The following is a 19,307-nucleotide window of genomic DNA, read 5'->3' on the forward strand; positions in this document are numbered from 1 at the left end:
TATTGATTAATTAATTGTGGCACGGGCATCTTGCCCGTGGCTAATATCTGAACAGGCAAGATGCCTGTTCCACAACACAATATAATTTATTGATTAATTAATTGTGGCACGGGCATCTTGCCCGTGGCTAATATCTGAACAGGCAAGATGCCTGTTCCACAACATAATATAATTTATTGATTAATTGTGGCACGGGCATCTTGCCCGTGGCTAATATCTGAACAGGCAAGATGCCTGTTCCACAACATAATTATATATGAACAGGCAAGATGCCTGTTCCACAACATAATTATATTAGTTGTGAGTCATCAAGGAGCTATAACTGCTAAAGCTTGGGGAATCACTCGGAATTTGGCAGGCGTGTAAGTTGTGATTTCACCGTCAGTATTAATCGGACGGCGTTTGCTAGTATTAACCTCAAATTCTTGAGCGTACAAGGCGCGAACGTTAGGCGAACTGGTATAATTTCCTTGCCTCATAGCCGGCAGCAAACCAATGATTTCCCACCAGTGTATTGTTTCCAAACTGTACAAATCCAGTCGCCAGTCGTCGATGGTGGCATCCTCGGCAACTGTCATGCCACCTCCGTAATAGCGGCCGTTGCCAATGGCAATTTGAATAGTTTTAACCTTAAAAGATTGGTTTTTTACCTTAATTTCTGCTCGAAACGGTCGCGCTGACAAAATTGTCTGCAAAGCAGTAAAAGCATAAGCTAACACTCCCCAGCGCTGCTTGACGTTTTTAGTCAGTCGCTGGGTAATTTCCACGCTTAGTCCCAAACTCGCAACATTAAAAAAATGTTGGCCGTTCACCCAACCTAAGTCTATTAGCCGAACTTTACCGCTGGCAATTACTTGACAAGCTGCGGATAAAGCTGTAGGAATTTTCAGAGTGCGGGCTAAGTCGTTAGCAGTTCCCATCGGCAAAATACCCAAGGGTAACTTGGTGTCTATCAAACCTTCTATGGCGGCGTTGAGAGTGCCGTCGCCGCCGCCGATTATTACTAATTCGACTTGATTTTGGTAGCGCCGAATTGTTTGGGGAATTTCGTGGGCGTGGTCGGTAGATTCTATAATTAACTCAAAACCCAGTGCTTCTAATTCTCCAGTGGCTTGAGATAATAGCTTTTGCCCTTTTCGGGAGTGCTGGTTTACTAAAAGTAGAGCTTTCTTCATTTGTTAATTTTTAATTAGGAATATTGCGTATTTTAAATTACAAAAAGTATAGCTTGATGCCTTAACTGCATGAAATTAATGCTTTACTTCCATTTTAGCAGTTATGATGGATTGACAAAAATGTTAAAAAATGGATAATTGTAGCAAAAGATTCGTAAAAAGTAGCTCCCTCCCGCTCTGACCTAGCAGCAAAAAACCTCGCTTCTCGATCGCCACTAAATTAAAATCATGTCTAACTTTTTAGAACAAGCGCAAGTCGCTGCCGATCGCCAAAACTGGCCTGGGTTAGTCGAATGCTTGCAGCAAGTGACAGCCGACGGTAGCAAGCCGCAGGAACAACACATTTTAGAGCAAGCTGTCAGTTTAGCAATAGAAGCCTTAAAATGGGGCGATTTTCAAGACCGCTGGGAAATTGCTAAAGTATTGCCAAATCTGGGAAATGGCGCGATCGCACCTTTAATTGCCGTGCTCGAAGACGAAGACGCAGACACGGAACCCCGGTGGTTCGCCGCCCGCATTCTCGGAAAGTTCGTGAAGCGAAGCTATCCCGTAGGGAATCGCCCGGAAGTGATTCAAGCTTTAGTAGAATTAGTCAAAAATTCCGACGAAGAATTGAGCCAAATCGCCGCCGAAACCCTAGGGAATTTCGGCCCGACAGCCATAGAATCTCTCGCAACTCTCCTACTCCAAGAAGACTCGCGACAGTTTGCCACAGCAGCACTCGCCCAAATTCGGCGCACCGAAACCATCCCACCGCTGTTGAGCGTAGTCGGAGACTCTCAAGTTGCGGTGCGAGCAGCCGCAATCGAGGCCCTGAGCAGCTTTCACGACTCCCGCATCCCGCCGGTACTGGTAGCAGCACTCAAAGATCCGGCAACAGCAGTCAGAAAAGAAGCCGTGCGAGCTCTCGGAGTGCGCGCCTATTTAGATGCAGAATTAGATTTAGTTAACTTGCTCAAACCTTTGCTTTCGGACATCCGATTAGAAGTTTGTCAGCAAGCGGCGATCGCGATCGGACGAGTGAAAACCGATGCTGCAGCCACTGCTTTATTTGAATTGCTGCGATCGCCGATAACTCCGGTTGAATTGCAAATCGAAACTGTGCGCGCCCTAAGCTGGATGGAAACTGCAACCGCTTTAGCATATTTGCATGAGACATTAATGGCGCAATTTATTAACATAAATTCTACTGTTTGTCAAGAAATAGTCACTGTTTTAGGGCGAGTAGAAAAGCCGGAATTAAAAGCTCCTGCTGCTGAAATTCTGATTGATTTGTTGAAAACAAATCATCCGGCCCTGCAGGAGGCAGTCAGCAAAAAATCTTTAGCTTTAGGTTTAGGAAAATTAGGAGATATGAGAGGGCTAGATGCTCTGATTTCAATGTTGGGCGACGCAGACAGCAGCGTCAGGCTACACTGCACGGCTGCGCTCAAACAGCTAAATGCGATGGAGGCTAGGCCGAAATTAGAAAACTTAGTTAAGCAAGAGAGTCTCGAACCAAGATTAAAACAGGGAATTGCGATCGCATTGCAAGAATGGCAACAAAATTAATCAAAAGACAAAATACCCAACTCCCCAACTTCTTGAATAAGTCGGGGATATAATAGCGATCGCATCTTTCTTCTTCCTGACCTCCGTTACATCCCTTACAGAATCCGTAGCCGAACTTCCTTCGGCTATATATAGCAATCCTAAATGATTCGTGTAATTCTTGTAGGGGCAATCCGACCCCTACTCCCCGTGGTTGCCCCGATAGATAGGGGGTAGGCACGGGGAGTAGGGGTAGCACTACCCCTACATATTTTTACAAATGATTTAGGATTGCTATAGCGGTTCTCAAGACAGTGAGGTATGGGGGCGAGTCCTATGCCCTATGCCCTATGCCCTATGCCCTCTGAGCACCTCATGTTACTGAGAAAGGCTATATCATCGATGTTCTTTGTGAATTTGGGCGATCGCACTTGTCACTCGCTCTAAATCTTCATCAGTTAAATTAGAGCCAGAAGGCAAACAAAGCCCGTACTCGAATAACTCTTCGGCCACCGCACCGCCCATACATTCGCAATCAGCAAATACTGGCTGTAAATGTAAAGGTTTCCAAACAGGACGCGCTTCTATTTTCTCTTGAGCAAGCGCGAGGCGAACTTGTTCTCTATCTGCACCGAAAGCGGCCGGATCGATCGTTAAACAAGTCAGCCAGCGAGTCGCGCGTCCAAAAGCAGCTTCCGGCATAAATTCAATTCCCGGCAAGTTTCCTAAAGCTTGTTTGTAAAAGTCAAAATTTCGTCGTCTAGCTTCAACTCGCTCCTCCAAAACCCGTAATTGACCGCGACCAATTCCCGCCAAAACATTGCTGAGACGATAATTGTAGCCAATTTCTGAATGTTGGTAATGAGGAGCGGGGTCACGGGCTTGTGTTGCCAAAAAACGAGCTTTTTCTACCAGCTTTTGGTCATCGGAAACTAACATTCCGCCGCCGGAAGTGGTGATAATTTTATTGCCGTTGAATGAGAAAATGCCGATTTTACCGACGCTTCCAGGCGATCGATTTTTATAGGTAGCCCCTAGAGATTCTGCCGCATCTTCTATTAGCGGAATTTCATAAGCATTGCAAGCTTCCAGAATTGGGTCGATATCGCAACTTTGACCGTAGAGGTGTACGATTACAACAGCTTTGGGTAATTTACCAATTTTTGCTCGTTTGTCAAGTGCTTCTCGGAACAAATCGGGGTTGAGATTCCAAGAAGTGCGATCGCTATCAATAAAAACAGGTTTAGCGCCAAGATAAGTAATCGGGCTAGCAGTTGCAATAAAAGTCAGAGTCGAGCAAAAAACCTCATCTCCCGAACCGACACCAATTAATTGTAAAGCTAAATGCAAAGCTGCGGTTCCGGAACTAACAGCCGCTGCGTGTTTAGCGCCAACTACTTCGCAGAATTCTTGCTCGAAAGCATCTACATGGGGGCCAACGGGGGCGATCCAGTTGGTATCAAAGGCTTCTTTGACGAACTCTTGTTCGAGGGAACCCATGTGAGGTGTTGACAGGAGAATTTGTTTTGTCATTTTACTCTGATTTAGGAGAACGATAGGCTGGAAAAAAGTTTGACTTGAGGAGTTCTTTAGGCTGAATGTTTAAATATTTTGCCCTTAATCTGACCAGATAATTATATTTTTCTTCATCTACAATCAAGCGCATCGTTAAGTATTTGTGCCTTTGCTTGGAAAATCCTGATTTGAAATGGAAAAGAGAATCTTTTTCGCCTCCAACTCCACCTCCAAGATGTAATACTTCATTGCCGCGCTCTTTGGCCCATAATCGAGTATAATCTATTTGTAAGCTATTAGGAGATTGTTTTAAAAATTTGTTTTGTGTGGCGCTAAAGATGCTCTGAACGATACCGCAACATTCTGTATACAAACCACCACTTGCAATTTCGTTATCCAACTCAACCAGGCATAGGTGCATTTTTTCCCCAAAAGCATCTGCCATATTCAGAAAATACTCTAAGTTGAAAGAATAATAATACTCTGCTGCTTCTACGCGCTGCATGGTTATTTGATAAATTTCGATAAATTTATCGATATATAGCTGAACAGGCATCATTCTTGCTGTAAAACCGGCCTGCTTGCATTTAGTTATTGACTGTCGCTGATTGCGTCTAGTGTTCTGCCACATTTCGGCTTCAGAAATTCGCAAGTCAATAGAGACAGTTTCTCCAGTGATTTGGCAAATATTCGGATTTAAAATTTGCTCTAACGCTCCATTAAGTAGAGGATGCAGCCGTAAAAAAGCCGAACAGACGTTTTTGGCGCGTAAAACTTGCGTTAATTCATTTATTGCTAAATTCAAAAACTCAGGTGTAGCAGCTTCGTTCAACAGCATTCCCGGATAGCCATAAGGGGATACCACATCAAATACTTCTAATATATTCTCTTCCCCTACTCTATCGCACGGACGCACAAGATAGGGCAAAAAGAACATTTTTTCATCATCAACTATTAAAATAGCCTCTGGGCTATATTCAGTTCTTTTTGCCTCTAGATTCACATACCCTGGCAAATGATAAATATCATGGCGTACTTTTTGCAGGTTAGATAACCACCAACTACTTGATAAGTTAACAATTTGTGTATCCATTGTTAGAGTTTTTTTTCCATTTTCAAAAACTTTATGGGTTGCTTTGGCAGAGCTAAAATTATTTGATCGGATCTAACAAAAATTTTATTACGATTGGGATCGATTAATTTTAAAGCATAGGTTAACCTGTCATCTTCTAGACAACTATAATCGGGTATACGCCAGTAAGCTTTACCTAATCTACCAATCTTGAGAATGTCTGAATTATTAATAGACAGCATTATATATGAGAAACCATAGCTATATTGCCATGCTTCTGCTTCCAGCCAATTTTTTACTTCAAACGAGCATTTATGCGTACAAAAGTAATCTATTGGTACTTCATATAAAAATTTACAACACTTGACTTCATAGCCCATTTTTTTGTATAAACTTAAAGCGATCTGATTATTGATATCCACATCTAAACTAATTTTTTCGATGTGATGCTTTTGGCATTCTGCCAGGAGATAAGCTAACATTTGTTTCGCTATACCTTGGCGTTGAAATTCAGGAGCAACGGCTAAATAATTTATACTTAGGCATTCCCCATAAAATTTAGCATTTACATATCCAGCGAGATTGCCTGTTAAAGTTGCTGTAAAAAATTCGGGATATTTTTGATTCATATCCGCGTCTTCTATCACTTTACTAATATATCGCGATACCAGGGGGCTCACAAAAAGCCAGTCGCATATAAAATGTTTTGGGAAAGCATTTCTATGTATGCTTTCTATACTACTACTTTCTGATGGTAAAGCTTTCCTAACCCTCGCACTGTTTTCGTTCATCATCTAAGTCCTTCATTATGTAACTGGGGACTACAGCAACCGCTTCTCTTCGCAGCACTTTTTCAACCGTTTGAACCAAAATTTTTACATCCATAAATAAAGACCAATTTTCAACGTAGTATACATCCAAAGCAAGTCTTTCATCCCATAACAGGTGATTCCGACCGTTAATTTGTGCTAATCCAGTAATGCCTGGAAGTACATCGTGCCTTTTTCTTTCTTTTTCCGAAAAATAAGGTAAGTATGTGGGCAAAAGCGGTCTTGGGCCAACAAAACTCATCTGGCCTTTGAGAACGTTCCACAGTTGAGGAAGTTCGTCCAGACTGGTTTTACGCAAGAATTGACCGAGGGATGTAAGGCGTTGCTTATCGGGGAGCAAATTACCCTCGGCGTCGCGCTCACTCGTCATAGTGCGAAACTTGTAGACGTTAAAAATGCGACTGTCTTTGCCGGGACGCGCTTGGGTAAAAAAAACTGGACTACCCATGCGGATATGGATAGCGATCGCAACTATCAACAGTATAGGAGAAAAGATTAGTAGTGCGATCGCAGCAACTACTCTATCTAATACCCACTTAATTAATTTGCTGAATTGAGTCATTGGTGGTTGGTGATTAGTTACCAATTTTTTGGTTTCCATCGCGATCGCTCAAGCGATAGTATTTGTATGGATACCGATTACTATTTACGAACAGTCACAAGGCGATCGCATTTGGAAGAAGCTATATTTGCTTCCACGGTTAACCAATTAGGATCGGGTTCCTCTCCCTTAGCCCAAGCTATTAAGGCTGCCGGAATATTTGCCCCTGCCATCTGGGAAAAGGGATATCCACCACCAAAACGCGGGTTCAATTCCAGCACGCACAAACCTTTTTGTCCCACCATTACGTCGCAGTCCAGGTTGCCGATATGACCCAATTTTTGACCAATTTTCGCACCCAACTGTTTAATTTCTTCATTTTCGACCGTCACAGCCCGATCGGTTTCTCCGGCTCGCATGGTCAGCTTGCGCTTGACAAAAGTAGTTATGTATGAGCCATCTAAATTATTGATAATATCCAGACCGTGTTCTTGTCCGATTACTCGCTCTTGAATTAAGATACACCGATCGGGATCGGAGGAACTTACTTCGGCTAAGAACGATTTCATCAGCGATTTTTTAACAAAGCGATAAGCTAATTCCAATTCTTCGTCATCTTCGGGATATTCAATGCCAATAGATGCACTGCCCCACCGAGGTTTAACTACTAACGGAAAAGATATTTCTCCTTGGGCTATCGCTTGCCTTGCTTCCTCCAAAGAAAGATAAGTTTTTGGGGCAGAAATGCCGAGGTTTTGTAAGAATTGAAATGTCGCAAACTTGTCAAAACAAATATCGATAACTTCGGGAGAAGAAACAAGTGGGATCGTTCCTATTTCGAGAAAGCGATCGCGTTGTTTGGCCAGGTAAGGCAATTCTAAATCGTTCAGCGGAATCACCAACCGCACCTGATTTTGCTGACAGATAGCCAGCAACTTATCGAAATAATCGCTGTGGTTGATCGGCGGCAACAAAAACTTTTCGTCAGCTTCTTGTAATGTCGGCGCTTCTAAAGTAGCATCACAAGCCAATACTTTTCCTCCATTTCCTAGTGCTTCTTGGAAGAATTTCAACAGATAGTTGCGGCGTCCCGCACAAGTCAAGATTACGTTCATATTTTTGAGCGTTTGCGAACAGCAGATTAAATTTTGAACTTGCAGTTTCCCGCACAAGTCAAGAGTACATGGATTGTTGTGCTGCTTATATCACATAAGTAGAGAACACATCCTGAGAAGTTTCTCCCCGTCTGATTAGTGTATACTCGTTCTGGATGGAGTCATAGCTAATTATGGGCGGATTCGGGCGGATAAATGGTGGTTTGAAGACTACAGTATAAGCACCCATATTCTCAACAACTGCATAATCTCCTATACCTATTTCGCCGGAATATTCCTTGTATAAACAATCGTGTTCCATACAAGTATATCCGACGATATCAACTTTTCCTGCAAGTTTTCGGCGAGCGCTATTTTCGTCGTTTCCGTAAACTCGCAAGGACAAAATTTTATCAGTCCCGGTTGGTTTTACGTTGTGAATGCTACCAACTACGAGGGCAATTTGGCGAGAGCGCACTGTTTTTAATCCCACAACTTTCGCCACGAAATTCAACACATCGGACACAATAGCTACACCCGGTTCAATAATTAATTCCGGACCAGAGTTATCGGGATATTTGCTTTTTACTTGCGACGCAACCGCTTCGGCATATTCCTGATAGTTGGGAATATAGCCCTCAAATTGACTCTTTAAATCATCGGTCATTTTCCCGTAGAAACCGCCGCCTATATCGATATATCTCGGCTGTTTATCCTTGAAATAATGATCGGTTAATTCGATAATTTTCTGAGTCCGGCGAGCGAAGGATTCAGTGCTTCTTGCCGCAGTGGAAATGTGGCAGTGGAGTCCATCGACAGAACCATTATTTAATGCTGTCAATCTTTTGAAAGCACGATCGAGTTCGCCTCCTGCTACATCAAACCCAAATCGAGATATGCGAGTGGTGTCAATCTCGAAATTACATCTTAATCCCACCGCTATTTTCTGTTCGGGTAATCTTTCGGCCAAAGCTTCGACCATTTCTACTTCTTCTAAGCAGTCCAAATTGACTATGGAACCAGCCAAAATAGCTTTTTCCATATCTTCTTGTTGCTTCAGTGGACCATTGAAAATAATGCGGGTGGGAGGTACGCCGATCGCGATCGCTAAATCATACTCCATTTGGGAGACTACTTCGGCATATCCTCCCATAGAATGCACGGTTTGGCATAACTTGGGGATGTAATTAGTTTTGTAAGAATAACCCAGGTTGGTATTCGGATAAAGGGAACGGAAACCTTGGAGGAATTCTTTATAGTTATTTTCAAATTGTCTGAGATCCAAAATGAAAAAAGAATCGCCGTATTCTTTCTCTAAGTTGTGAAGTGTTTGCCAAGACAGTGCCATTTTTCTATCCTTATCCTGCTCTGATTTAACCAGACAACGATTCTGTTTTACTCTTCTACGGTGTCTCAGATGCACTTAAAAATTTTTCCACCAGTTGATCAAGTCTAACGCACCCTAGTAACGATTGTCAATTATTTCCATTGAAGTCTTCCACTGTGGCATGATTGGCTTGGCTGATCCCTTCTTTTTTGACTACTTTCCATACCGTCAAGAAAAGTATTTTCAGATCAAGCCACAAACTCCAATTATCCACATACCAAACATCTAGTTTGAATTTTTGTTCCCAAGAAATGGTATTGCGCCCGTTAATTTGTGCCCACCCTGTAATTCCCGGCATCACGTCATGGCGGCGTGCTTGTTCGGGACTGTAACGTTCTAGATATTCGACCATTAAAGGACGCGGCCCCACAAAACTCATATCACCCTTAAGAACATTCCAAAGTTGGGGTAGTTCATCTAAACTGGTTTTCCGTAAAAATTGACCGATCGCAGTCAGGCGTTTTTCATCACTTAAAAGATTGCCATCGGCGTCGCAATCGCTCGTCATCGTGCGAAACTTGTAGAATCGGAAAACTTCGCCGTTTTTGCCCGGCCGCGGTTGGGTAAAGACAATTGGGCTACCCATGCGAAGGTAAATGGCGATCGCCACTATTAGTATTGCGGGAGAGAAAACCAAAAGGGCGATCGCTGCCACTAACCTATCTAATACAAACTTAACTAATTTACTCAATTGGATGCTTCGTGATTGGTCATTATTCATGGTCTATTCTCTACTTGTAGTTATTGGCTAACAAATTTATCGGTGTCAATTGCGCCCTTTCAAAGGATAGTTTTTCTCTGGATATACTAGCGCATTAATCTTTATATCCTTGCTCAAGCATTATAAATTATAATTTTTTCAATTTATTGGCATCGAGTTCTTCCTTAATAATTCTTATTTCCTCCAATATTTCCCCTGCGTTTTTGTAGCGATCTGAAACATTAGGTGTCATCAATTTATCGATTAAATTTCCCGACCGCTCGGAGACCCCATTTATAGCATATTTTCGCCAAGTTAAAACCTTATATTTTCCATCGTACATTGATTCATCTTTTGGTTCTTTACCTGTAAGCAAATAAACAAAAGTTCGTCCTAGCGAAAAAAAGTCTGATTGAGGCAAACAATAATTTCTGTTTTGTTCGGGAGGTGTATAACCGTCTGTTTCAGTCTTTGTAAATATGAAGGCGCTGATTACTTTCCTTATATAGGCATAAGTCTTGTAGATTAAATCTCTTTTTATAGCCCCAGCAAAGTCAATCAACACCAGCTTACCACTCTTCTCGATCATAATATTATTGGCTCTTACATCGCGATGTAAATATTTCCGCTGATGCACAAAATTTAGAATATTTACTATCTGCTCTAACCATTCAATGGCTTGTTTCTGGTCAATAGGTTGGTGTTGTTGCAGCCATTCCTTTAAAGTGCAACCCTCAATTTTTTCCATTACAACGCAATGCAAACTCTTGCCATTACTTACCGGGTGTTGAAAGTAACAATCGGCCTTGGGAATCGCCGGATGCTCCAAATTTTTTAATACCTCTACTTCTTGCCGAAAAAGCTGTATTATCCTTGGCTTATTGTTGTAACGTTGTTGCAAAACCTTCAAAATTTTGGGCGTACCATTATCATCGACCAGGTAGATCGAACTATAGCCCGGATCGCAAAAATCGCGAATTAATTTTGTTACCAAATAGCGATTTTGCAACACTAAATTGCTCCCGCAACTTTGACAATATCGCTCTCTGGAATCTACCAGCAAATTTCGTTGGGTGCAGTCTGGGTTAAGGCAAATACTCATAGCTGATTCCGTCTTATGCTTCGGCTGGTTGTAATTAATTCGATAAAGCTTCACTATACAGATTTCCGTATAGCTCTAAGATATGGGGCACGTCATAATTAACCATATCTTCTCGTCCGCGCTTGCCCATTTCTTGAGCTTCTTTGGGATGGTCTAAAATCCATGCCATTGCTTTGGCAATTTCCTTCACATCTCCCAATTTAACCAGCAGTCCATTGCCATCTTTTAATAAATCGCGGGTGCCCCGAATTTCTGTACCGATAACAGGGACTTCCATGCACAAAGATTCCATGACGCAATTAGGTAGACCTTCTTGATCGGAAGCAATCAAAGTAGCTACAGACGCACGCATCAAAACGGGAATATCTCGTCGCACTCCCAAAAAATGCACTTGCTTTTGAATTCCCAACTCGGATGCGAGTTGCTGCATTTCCTCTAAAATTCTGCCATTTCCGGCAAAAGCTAAGTGAACTTGAGGCCGTTCTAGTTTAGCTAATGCCTTTAAAATATCCCAAGGACGCTTGCGGAGAATAAATTCAGCCACTGATAAAAACAACGGATTCTCCGGTGCTAACCCCAACTCTTCACGGACACGGTTTATTTCAGTTTCCGAAATGGCATGGGGATTAAAGCGATCGAGATTTAATCCTGTTCCGGGAATGTAATGGACTCGTTCGGCAGCAATCAAACCATAACGTTTTGCCGCTGCTTCATCTTGGCGATTAACGACTACTAGATAGTCCGTCCCAGATCCTGCAATCTTTTCCAGTCCCAAGAAGATCGCATTTTTATGCGGTGCACCACCCTCGTAAAAATGAAAGCCTTGGGCTGTGTAGATTACTTTTACTTTTCCCTGCTTTCTCCAATTATTCAGAGCGTAGCGAGTAACGAAAGCAGCTACAGGCGTAGAAACATTTACTAAGTCGTATTGCTCTTGCAAAAAGGCCTGCCGAATTTGTGCCGGAGCACTAATCAAATTTTTGGGATCGAGGGGATTGCGCGACCATTCAACATCCCAAACGCGATCGAAAAATTGTAGGTATTCCTTGCTAGTGGACAGCTCTTTCGCCATCGCATCTACTCGCCAACCTTGACTCCGTAAGTGCTTGGTCAAAGGCAGAAAAAAGTCAAGGGTATCGGGGATAGTAGTAACAATTAAAAGTTTGTTCATTTTTTTGCCCTCAAGCATGCTTCTGTTTGCTCTCGCACGTAGCGATAAAATACCAGCCGCTGCTGGCGGAGAACTTCATCTGTATACTCTTTGGCTTTCTCCAAGTTACGGGCTGACATCTGCGCCATGCGATCGGGATCTGTTACTACCTCCCGAATTTTAGTCGCTAAGGCATTTACATTACCAGGCGACACCATATCCTCATCTGGCAGTAATTCGGGAATGCCACCGACGGTAGAGCCAATACAAGGCAAAGCTCTTGCCATTGCTTCTACCATTGCTCTGGGCAAGCCTTCTTGGTATGAGGGGAGAATGAAAAGGTCGGCGCGATCTAACTGGGTGCGTACTGCATCCCCAGATGGCAACTGACCGAGGAAAGAAACTTGCTTTCCCAAGCCCAATGCTTTGGCTTGTTCTTCCAGTTCTGCTCTGTATTGGCCATCGCCAACCATAATTAATTCAATATTGATCCCCTCCTGCAAACAGATTGCCACAGCTTCAATCAAAATATTGGGAGCTTTATATAGTTGGGCTAAGGAACCTACAAACAGGATCGTAAAAATTCCTGTTTCCCCGCGCCGGGGACGGGGTGCAGCCACCAGCGAATCTTCTAAAATTTCTACATCTGAGACACCAATCGATAAATTGGGGCAAGGATATCGTTTTTGTAAAGCTTCTTTGGTCACATAGGCAGCAGCGCAGGCTTCTTGGCATTCGCGCCGCAAACCTCGTGGAAACCACCAACGAAAAAGAGGGCGCAAGGGATGCTTGATGGAACCGGGCGCAAATACATCATAAGGGTCTGCCACAATTTCTACACCGTAGGGATGTCTGATTTTACACAACATCGGTTGGATGCAGGAAGCTATTTGGGAACTCAGGCGTAAAATTACGGCATCGTCTGGGCCGACAGCGTTTCTGGCCGCCTGTTTGACTTGTCGCGCCTTGCGGAGATACTGCCAAGGGCCGATGTAGTATGGAATGGGGGCAAAGGAAACTCCCTCGCCGTCTGCGCGTTGCCAATCTGAAGGCACGCGGGGTACATCGCGGGTACGGGCTACTACGCTGACGCGATCGAATACTTCTAAGTAGCGCGTCCAGAAGCTATAGGGAAAGGTTGTTTGCGTCCACACTTTTCCATCTGGCGTGCGATCGAACCGATATTCAAGGGTTACAACAACTTTCATCTATCGACAGCCCCTACAATTAATTTACTAGAAACCTTCTATTTCTAATATAGAATCGATAAAAAAATATTATTTTTACAAAAAAATTAAATTTGGTAAATTTATTCTCCCTAGCCTAAAGTTTTTTGCGTGAATAAACTATAATTTATAACATAGCATCTACATTAAGGCAGATTGTTAAAAATTGTTACAAAAATATTTTTTTTCATGTATCGCAACTGCGATCGCTCCTCCTGGAAACAAAGGCTATGAAATATAAAATATCAAAAATCGTGCTACTTAAAACCTTGTTGCTTACGGTAGGATTAGGATTTATAGTAATTTTATCGTTGAGGGTCTTAAATAAACTTAACACTCAACGACAACCCGATGTAACTGCGGAAAATGGACAGCAGTCTATCCCTATTAGAAGCGAGATAGCGCGGGCGGCATCTGCACGAGCGTCCCAATTAAAAAGTAATCCTGATTTACAGCAATCGTCTCTAAATGTTAGAGTTACTGCCCCGATTCAATCTACCATGTTGGCAAAACCTGTTACTGTTTCTGTCAAAGACTTTGGAGCTATTGGCAACGGCATTGCAGATGACACCAGCGCTATTCAAAAAGCAATTGATGCCGTCGATCGCTCTGGGGGCGGAATATTATTTTTCCCCACAGGAATTTATAAAGTTAGTATTAACCCGGGTAGCTTACAAGCTATTACCATTCGACCAAAGGTAATTTTAAGCGGGTCTGGACATCACAACAGCATTATTAAATTAGCCGATAGACAAGGTAATTATAACGCGATTTTAGCAGGGGAAACACCCAAAACGGATCTTTCGGATTTTGCTATGTATAATATTGCCCTTGATGGTAACGGCACTGCCAATCCAGTTATATCCGAATCAGAGCTTGAAGACAACACAAAGCATAGATACGCGCTCCGTATTTTTGCAGGTAAAAGAATTCATATAGAAGGCTGTAGATTTAGCAACCTCAACAACGTTAATGGCATCACTATAAACGGCGAACTATTCGTATCTGATGTGACGATCAAAAATAACATTTTTGAATTAATAGGTGGAGGCAGCGTCGATTACGATCACTCAACAATTTACAGCCATGCCAAAAAAGTGAGGATATCTCATAATTATTTCTCTTCCAGGAATGGTGCGGGAACAGCTGGAGCAAGGACGGCTATTGAGATTCACGGAGATGACCAAATTGTTGAGAATAACATAATTCATGGTTTTACAAATGGGATAAATGTTACAGGTTTTGCCATCAGTTCCAACAATCAAAGAATCGCCCATAATATCATCAAAGAAGCTCATACTGGTATTGCAATATGGTCTTATTTTTACAAAACTAATACTACCAATCCAGCCATCGGCAATTGCACAATATCCCATAATGAAATTAGCCTGAATATTAATGATTGGCGCAAATTGGGGGGTGATACTAGGAGCGCGGGTATTTGGTTAGAGCCAAGATCCGACGCACCGATCGAAAACCTAAACATTCTGAACAATCAAATTTATTTTAGTAATTTCTCTGGGAATGGTAGCGGTGGCGACAATCTGGCTAATGGAATAAAATTATGGAGATATAAATTTCCCAATGTGGTAACTAAAAATCTCCGCATTTTGGGAAACAAAATTGAAAATTCTCTAGGAGCAGGCATTTATATATCCATGCCGATCGTTGGCGGGGAAATCTCCCATAACACTATTCTAAACCCGGGTCGAAGTAGCGGGTCTTTTAATGATTATTACAGATCGGCAATCATTGTTGACGGATTGTTCGATCGGGTGAAAGTTAATGACAATTCTCTAGTTGATAATCAAACAACAAACACCATGAGGGCCGGAATTATTTGGGATAGTAATTGCGTGGCTAACTGTGAGGTTAAGAGAAACTCTTTGCAAGTAGCTAGCGGTGATACGCTGCAACTGTTTCGCTCTAAATCTAGTAGCAACACTAACAACGTTAACTTCTTACCATAAAAACATCAAACTATTGACAGCTTATTTGATCAATTTTTTGGCTCGTAGCCAGCCTAGCAAGCGCACGCTGCCATAGGGAATCTGAGAGTACCATACTAAAGAACGGACCTGAGTAATAGAATCAGCGCGGGCATAAAACATAAAAAATGAAGTAAAGCTAGCAACCATTGCCATCCTAGCTGGATTTTCCGATCGCATTGCCCATAAAGTAAGTTTTCCCACCAGAAAACCAAGTACTCCCAAGGCAATCATCCCTCCTGCCCAACCAAAATTGAGATAAGCTTCGGCAATAAAAGAAAACCCCAAGCTACCCCCTCTGGCAGCAAAGCTGGGCTTAATTTGCCAAGTTAACCATTTACCGGAGGTGCCTCGCTCAATACTCGGGTGAAGTTTCCAAAACAAATTAGGCATCAGGGTAAGTAAGCCATATAAGTAGTCAGCCCCCCAGTTGTAACCATGAACCTTGGGAACGAGTTCGAGGGTGTAAGCAACGGTGTCCATCGAACCTCCCATTTCAGAGATAATTTGTGCAACAGGATTATCGATAGAAGACAAGGTTTGGAACAGCGAATCAGCAGATAAACGATCTTGACCTGCAGAATTTCTAGTAGCTCCCACCAAAGGCAAAACAATGAATCCTAAAAAGGCACCTACACCTAATAACAAAGATTTAGGAATCGGCTTAATCATTTGATTCCATAACCATGTGCAAGCAAGCAATGCCATTAGTGCTTGATTCCTTTGACCCAAGAAAAACCTCGTTCCTGCATAAACAAGTATCACAGATGCAGATATCCACTGACTTTTAGGTATTTTCTTACTGCCAGCAAGTATAAATAAAGCTGCTGGGACGAGAAACTCAGATAATTTCTGAGGGGCCGCCTCAAAACTGGTAGCATCATCTTGTTGGTAAAGGCTAAAATAGCCACCAGATAAAACAATGCTAAGAGTTTGTTGGATTACCATCACAGATGGCAAAAAAGATATGCTAAAAAATGTCCAACCAACTTTATAAGTATCCTTACGAACAGTTTCTAAGTCTTCTTTTGGCTTTGTTTTAATACCTATGACTTTTCCGCGAACAGCACTAATTAATCCTCCCAAATGAAAGGCTGATAAAGCAAGGATAACAAAAAACAGCGTTTTGATGAGGCGTTCTGATGTGAATTTTCCCTCTAAAATACCGTCCGTGTTCATGTGAAAAACTTCTAACAGTGCCTGCCCGCCGTTAAATAATACCGCTGATATAAAAAACAACAGATAAGGGTTAAATAAGCTTTGTGTAACCAGATACCACGACCAATATGTCCAAATAGCAAGTGCCATGAACAAACAACAGGTAGGATAAATCAGCGGCTCAGCTTCTAAACCCCATAAATCATACAGCAAGTAGAATAAATTCAAACTTGCGAAAATAAAACAATGAGCAGCAAGAACTAAAAGGCTAACTTTATCTGCTCTAATCTCTCTAGAAGGATTCATCGCTATAAGTTTTTGTTAGTGCTTTTACATTGAATGCTATATTAAATGGGCTGCTTTCTAGGATAGCTCGAATTTCTGCGCGGGTAAGGATCGAGGCGGTATTTTTAGCTGCCAAAACTGCATCAGCCCACACGGAGGCTGGTTGGGACAGACTGATGCGTTGCACTAAAGGCTTGACTATATCTACCTCTTCTGTAATAACATCCGACAAAATAAAGGGCAACCCAGCGGCTTGAGCTTCTGTTCCTACTACTGGTAATCCCTCATGAAGGGATGGCAACATGAAAACATTCATTACACCAAGCATCAGGCGGGGTACGTCTCGTCGGTTGCCTGCAAATATAATATGGTCGGTTAAACCCATCTCAATTGCTTTTTGCTCGATCTGCGGACGTAGGGAACCACTACCTATCAGTAACAGGAAAATTTTAGGTTCTCGCTTGGCAACTTCGGCTGCTATTTCCAACAGAAATAGGTGGTTTTTTTGTTCTTCAAATCTACCTACGTGGCCAACGACAAAAGCATCATCAGGTATACCTAATTCACCCCGTACTGACACTGGATCGAGCTGTTCTCCAAAGGGCATTAGGTCGATGCCATTGTAGAGAATTTGCCAACGGGGGTCGCTTTTCCAAGCAGGACCAAACAGATCGACGGCTGCTTTCTGGCTGCATCCGAGTCCTAAAGTAGCATACTTACTAATCCACCGTCGGGTTAAACTTAAATACAATTGTCGAGACCATTTAGCCTTTGCTTCAGCTGAGGAAGTATCGTTATGGCTGTGGGCAATCCGGATGGGTACTCCTGCCTGCTTCGCCAAGCGAAGAACGTAACCGCTGAAGTAATGAACGTGACTGTGAACTATATTGTATGGGCCATAATCGCGGAGAACTTGTTTGAATTGATGGCTGTATATCCACGGTTGGTGGATGTGAGGGCAACGGATAATTCGACTGCCAAAAGCGAGAACTTCCTCGTCGTAAGCGCAGGGTTCGGTAGTGTGAACCAGAAAATCCATCTGGAAGCGATCGCGATCGATATGTCTGAGGACGTGCATGAGCCAAGTTTCGATCCCACCTTGGCTCATGCCTCCTACGACGTGGAGGATGCGTATTAAACCGCCATCGCTCAATTTAGCTTTATGATTCTGCGTTTGAATATCTACTGATTTGATGGAGTACATAGAAAATAATTCCCACACTTAAAAATAGTTGCACAACTGACGCAATAATTAAGGCAAACGCTGCTCCTCGCAGTCCGTAAGCGGGAATTAACCACAAGCCCGTTGTCGCTGAAGCACCTGTTACTAAAGTAAACAAAGGCAATTGAATGCGGAAGCACCTAGCAGCTGTCAGAGCGGAACCCAAGAAAGAGCATCCGTAACCAATACCTGCGGCTATCATCAACCACACTAATATATCTGCCTGCTCGGCATATTCAGGTCTATAAATGAGAGTGAGAAGCTGCCGACCGACCACCATAGCCACTAGGACGACCGCCCCACCCAGCCCGAACCCAAATTGTACAAGCTTAAACAGAAGCTTGCGGAAAGCAGCGCTATCTCCCGCTGCGTAGTATTTTGCCAATCGCGGACTGGCTGAATGCCCTAGCGAACTTATGACCATTGTTCCTGCGACCATTAGGTAAGATATGGCACCAAAAATTCCCAGTTCTCGCTCGCCCAAATACCGCTGGATAAAGTAGCGAGGGATATTTGTATTGAGGGAAATCAGCATCATCACCAAACCTAGAGGAAGGGCAAGCCAAATCAGCTTAACTAGGGTTTTCCAATCCCAGCGCGGTTGGAGGGGATTTTTAATTACTACTGGTGACTGAAGCGCCAGTTCTGGCAAATTCTCCCCTTCTAATAAAGGAGGAGATTTCAGCAGTAATGCCCCACTACGAACGTCGAAAGTAAAGAGAAGAACAGCCCAAGCAACAGTCAAACCTACTACGCCCCCTAAAACAGTCCTCGTTGAGTAGACTCCTATGCCCAACATGACCAGTGAAAGTGGCCCTTTAATCATTAGGGATAGGGCAATGCGATCCATTCGTTCGTGGTTCTGGATCAGTCCGTAAAATACATCACTGATCGACTCAAATCCTTTGGCTAAAGCCAACGTTAAAATAACCAGCGATGTCTCCCAGCGATATCCCGCTGCGATCACAATCCCTGCCACAATCAAAATTCCCAAGAATATACCGATCAATCTGAGTCCCAGATAGTCCCCGAAAAGATACTCGTGTTTAGCATCAGTTGCCTGGATCGATCGCAGTTGCAGATTTGTCAGCATGAATACGGGCGCTGTCACTGCCAATCCCAAGGTAAATTGACCCACCATTTCAGGACTGCCCAATTTAGCAAGCACCACCAACATCCCCCACTGGGAAGCGGCATAAATGAGGTTGCCCGTGAAAGTCCAGGAAAAATTCCGGCGCAATGTTAGTGGTTTCAACTGTTGCATTAGTAACTAATTACCTGCGTGCTAATTGGTGAATTCCCAATCGTGTATTTCCCCTTTCCAACTTTTTC

16 protein-coding genes and 1 pseudogene are annotated in these 19,307 nt (G+C 42.9%); 2 read left to right on the forward strand and 15 right to left on the reverse strand.

Features of this window, described 5'->3' with window-relative positions; all coding sequences use genetic code 11:
- Positions 1-308: 308 nt before the first annotated feature.
- Positions 309-1,175 (reverse strand): lipid kinase, encoded by an 867-nt coding sequence (locus tag QUB35_RS19165; RefSeq protein ID WP_333143363.1) that lies wholly within the window; start codon positions 1,173-1,175, stop codon positions 309-311.
- Between the two features lie 228 nt (positions 1,176-1,403).
- On the opposite strand from QUB35_RS19165, the gene QUB35_RS19170 reads away from it, so the two are divergent.
- Positions 1,404-2,726, forward strand: a complete 1,323-nt coding sequence (locus tag QUB35_RS19170; protein ID WP_333143364.1) for a HEAT repeat domain-containing protein — start codon at positions 1,404-1,406, stop codon at positions 2,724-2,726.
- A 375-nt stretch (positions 2,727-3,101) separates the two neighbouring features.
- On the opposite strand, the gene QUB35_RS19175 is transcribed toward QUB35_RS19170, so the two are convergent.
- The 11 genes and pseudogenes from QUB35_RS19175 to QUB35_RS19220 form a co-directional block, all read right to left on the reverse strand.
- Positions 3,102-4,238 (reverse strand): DegT/DnrJ/EryC1/StrS family aminotransferase, encoded by a 1,137-nt coding sequence (locus QUB35_RS19175; RefSeq protein WP_333143365.1) that lies wholly within the window; start codon positions 4,236-4,238, stop codon positions 3,102-3,104.
- Between the two features lies 1 nt (position 4,239).
- A complete protein-coding gene (locus QUB35_RS19180; protein ID WP_333143366.1) occupies positions 4,240-5,313 on the reverse strand; it encodes a peptidoglycan bridge formation glycyltransferase FemA/FemB family protein in 1,074 nt (357 codons plus the stop codon).
- Positions 5,314-5,315: 2 nt separating this feature from the next.
- Positions 5,316-6,083 (reverse strand): GNAT family N-acetyltransferase, encoded by a 768-nt coding sequence (locus QUB35_RS19185; protein ID WP_333143367.1) that lies wholly within the window; start codon positions 6,081-6,083, stop codon positions 5,316-5,318.
- On the reverse strand, positions 6,058-6,684 hold the full coding sequence (locus QUB35_RS19190) for a sugar transferase (protein WP_333143368.1): 627 nt from the start codon (positions 6,682-6,684) through the stop codon (positions 6,058-6,060). The genes QUB35_RS19185 and QUB35_RS19190 overlap by 26 nt, the downstream gene beginning before the upstream one ends.
- Before the next feature lie 80 nt (positions 6,685-6,764).
- On the reverse strand, positions 6,765-7,778 hold the full coding sequence (locus tag QUB35_RS19195) for an ATP-grasp domain-containing protein (RefSeq protein WP_333143369.1): 1,014 nt from the start codon (positions 7,776-7,778) through the stop codon (positions 6,765-6,767).
- A gap of 85 nt (positions 7,779-7,863) precedes the next feature.
- The gene (locus QUB35_RS19200) at positions 7,864-9,105 is read right to left on the reverse strand and encodes an alanine racemase (RefSeq protein WP_333143370.1); all 1,242 of its coding nucleotides are present in this window, start codon (positions 9,103-9,105) and stop codon (positions 7,864-7,866) included.
- 127 nt (positions 9,106-9,232) lie between these two features.
- Positions 9,233-9,865 carry a sugar transferase gene (locus tag QUB35_RS19205; protein ID WP_333143371.1) on the reverse strand — a complete coding sequence of 211 codons (633 nt, stop codon included), beginning with the start codon at positions 9,863-9,865 and terminating at the stop codon, positions 9,233-9,235.
- A gap of 127 nt (positions 9,866-9,992) precedes the next feature.
- Positions 9,993-10,856 carry a serine/threonine-protein kinase gene (locus QUB35_RS19210; protein ID WP_333143372.1) on the reverse strand — a complete coding sequence of 288 codons (864 nt, stop codon included), beginning with the start codon at positions 10,854-10,856 and terminating at the stop codon, positions 9,993-9,995.
- A 12-nt stretch (positions 10,857-10,868) separates the two neighbouring features.
- A pseudogene (locus QUB35_RS39205) lies at positions 10,869-10,946 on the reverse strand (4-Cys prefix domain-containing protein); the annotation flags it as partial.
- Positions 10,947-10,980: 34 nt separating this feature from the next.
- Positions 10,981-12,117, reverse strand: coding sequence for a glycosyltransferase (locus tag QUB35_RS19215; RefSeq protein ID WP_333143373.1), 1,137 nt, complete (start codon positions 12,115-12,117; stop codon positions 10,981-10,983).
- Positions 12,114-13,304 carry a glycosyltransferase family 4 protein gene (locus QUB35_RS19220; RefSeq protein WP_333143374.1) on the reverse strand — a complete coding sequence of 397 codons (1,191 nt, stop codon included), beginning with the start codon at positions 13,302-13,304 and terminating at the stop codon, positions 12,114-12,116. Before QUB35_RS19220 ends, QUB35_RS19215 begins: the two co-directional genes overlap by 4 nt.
- A 248-nt stretch (positions 13,305-13,552) precedes the next feature.
- Between QUB35_RS19220 and QUB35_RS19225 the strand changes: the two genes are divergently transcribed.
- Positions 13,553-15,292, forward strand: coding sequence for a glycosyl hydrolase family 28-related protein (locus QUB35_RS19225; protein WP_333143375.1), 1,740 nt, complete (start codon positions 13,553-13,555; stop codon positions 15,290-15,292).
- Positions 15,293-15,313: 21 nt separating this feature from the next.
- Here QUB35_RS19225 and wzy read toward each other — a convergent pair whose 3' ends face one another.
- Genes wzy through QUB35_RS19240 form a run of 3 tightly spaced genes read right to left on the reverse strand, consistent with a single transcriptional unit; the run spans position 15,314 to position 19,239 of the window.
- A complete protein-coding gene (wzy, locus tag QUB35_RS19230) occupies positions 15,314-16,774 on the reverse strand; it encodes an O-antigen polysaccharide polymerase Wzy (protein ID WP_333143376.1) in 1,461 nt (486 codons plus the stop codon).
- Complete coding sequence (locus tag QUB35_RS19235) at positions 16,761-17,957, reverse strand: glycosyltransferase family 1 protein (protein ID WP_333143377.1); 1,197 nt, start codon at positions 17,955-17,957, stop codon at positions 16,761-16,763. Before QUB35_RS19235 ends, wzy begins: the two co-directional genes overlap by 14 nt.
- Positions 17,914-19,239, reverse strand: coding sequence for an oligosaccharide flippase family protein (locus tag QUB35_RS19240; protein WP_333143378.1), 1,326 nt, complete (start codon positions 19,237-19,239; stop codon positions 17,914-17,916). Before QUB35_RS19240 ends, QUB35_RS19235 begins: the two co-directional genes overlap by 44 nt.
- Positions 19,240-19,307 lie beyond the last annotated feature (68 nt).

This window comes from Microcoleus sp. B13-B6 (assembly GCF_036705405.1).
In the GTDB taxonomy this organism is placed as follows: domain Bacteria; phylum Cyanobacteriota; class Cyanobacteriia; order Cyanobacteriales; family Microcoleaceae; genus Microcoleus.

What these genes read in the sequence shown, in the direction of transcription:
- QUB35_RS19165 (WP_333143363.1), bottom strand. Translation starts at nt 1,175, where the DNA reads ATGAAGAAAGCTCTACTTTTAGTAAACCAGCACTCCCGAAAAGGGCAA.
- QUB35_RS19170 (WP_333143364.1), top strand. Translation starts at nt 1,404, where the DNA reads ATGTCTAACTTTTTAGAACAAGCGCAAGTCGCTGCCGATCGCCAAAAC.
- QUB35_RS19175 (WP_333143365.1), bottom strand. Translation starts at nt 4,238, where the DNA reads ATGACAAAACAAATTCTCCTGTCAACACCTCACATGGGTTCCCTCGAA.
- QUB35_RS19180 (WP_333143366.1), bottom strand. Translation starts at nt 5,313, where the DNA reads ATGGATACACAAATTGTTAACTTATCAAGTAGTTGGTGGTTATCTAAC.
- QUB35_RS19185 (WP_333143367.1), bottom strand. Translation starts at nt 6,083, where the DNA reads ATGAACGAAAACAGTGCGAGGGTTAGGAAAGCTTTACCATCAGAAAGT.
- QUB35_RS19190 (WP_333143368.1), bottom strand. Translation starts at nt 6,684, where the DNA reads ATGACTCAATTCAGCAAATTAATTAAGTGGGTATTAGATAGAGTAGTT.
- QUB35_RS19195 (WP_333143369.1), bottom strand. Translation starts at nt 7,778, where the DNA reads ATGAACGTAATCTTGACTTGTGCGGGACGCCGCAACTATCTGTTGAAA.
- QUB35_RS19200 (WP_333143370.1), bottom strand. Translation starts at nt 9,105, where the DNA reads ATGGCACTGTCTTGGCAAACACTTCACAACTTAGAGAAAGAATACGGC.
- QUB35_RS19205 (WP_333143371.1), bottom strand. Translation starts at nt 9,865, where the DNA reads ATGAATAATGACCAATCACGAAGCATCCAATTGAGTAAATTAGTTAAG.
- QUB35_RS19215 (WP_333143373.1), bottom strand. Translation starts at nt 12,117, where the DNA reads ATGAACAAACTTTTAATTGTTACTACTATCCCCGATACCCTTGACTTT.
- QUB35_RS19220 (WP_333143374.1), bottom strand. Translation starts at nt 13,304, where the DNA reads ATGAAAGTTGTTGTAACCCTTGAATATCGGTTCGATCGCACGCCAGAT.
- QUB35_RS19225 (WP_333143375.1), top strand. Translation starts at nt 13,553, where the DNA reads ATGAAATATAAAATATCAAAAATCGTGCTACTTAAAACCTTGTTGCTT.
- wzy (WP_333143376.1), bottom strand. Translation starts at nt 16,774, where the DNA reads ATGAATCCTTCTAGAGAGATTAGAGCAGATAAAGTTAGCCTTTTAGTT.
- QUB35_RS19235 (WP_333143377.1), bottom strand. Translation starts at nt 17,957, where the DNA reads ATGTACTCCATCAAATCAGTAGATATTCAAACGCAGAATCATAAAGCT.
- QUB35_RS19240 (WP_333143378.1), bottom strand. Translation starts at nt 19,239, where the DNA reads ATGCAACAGTTGAAACCACTAACATTGCGCCGGAATTTTTCCTGGACT.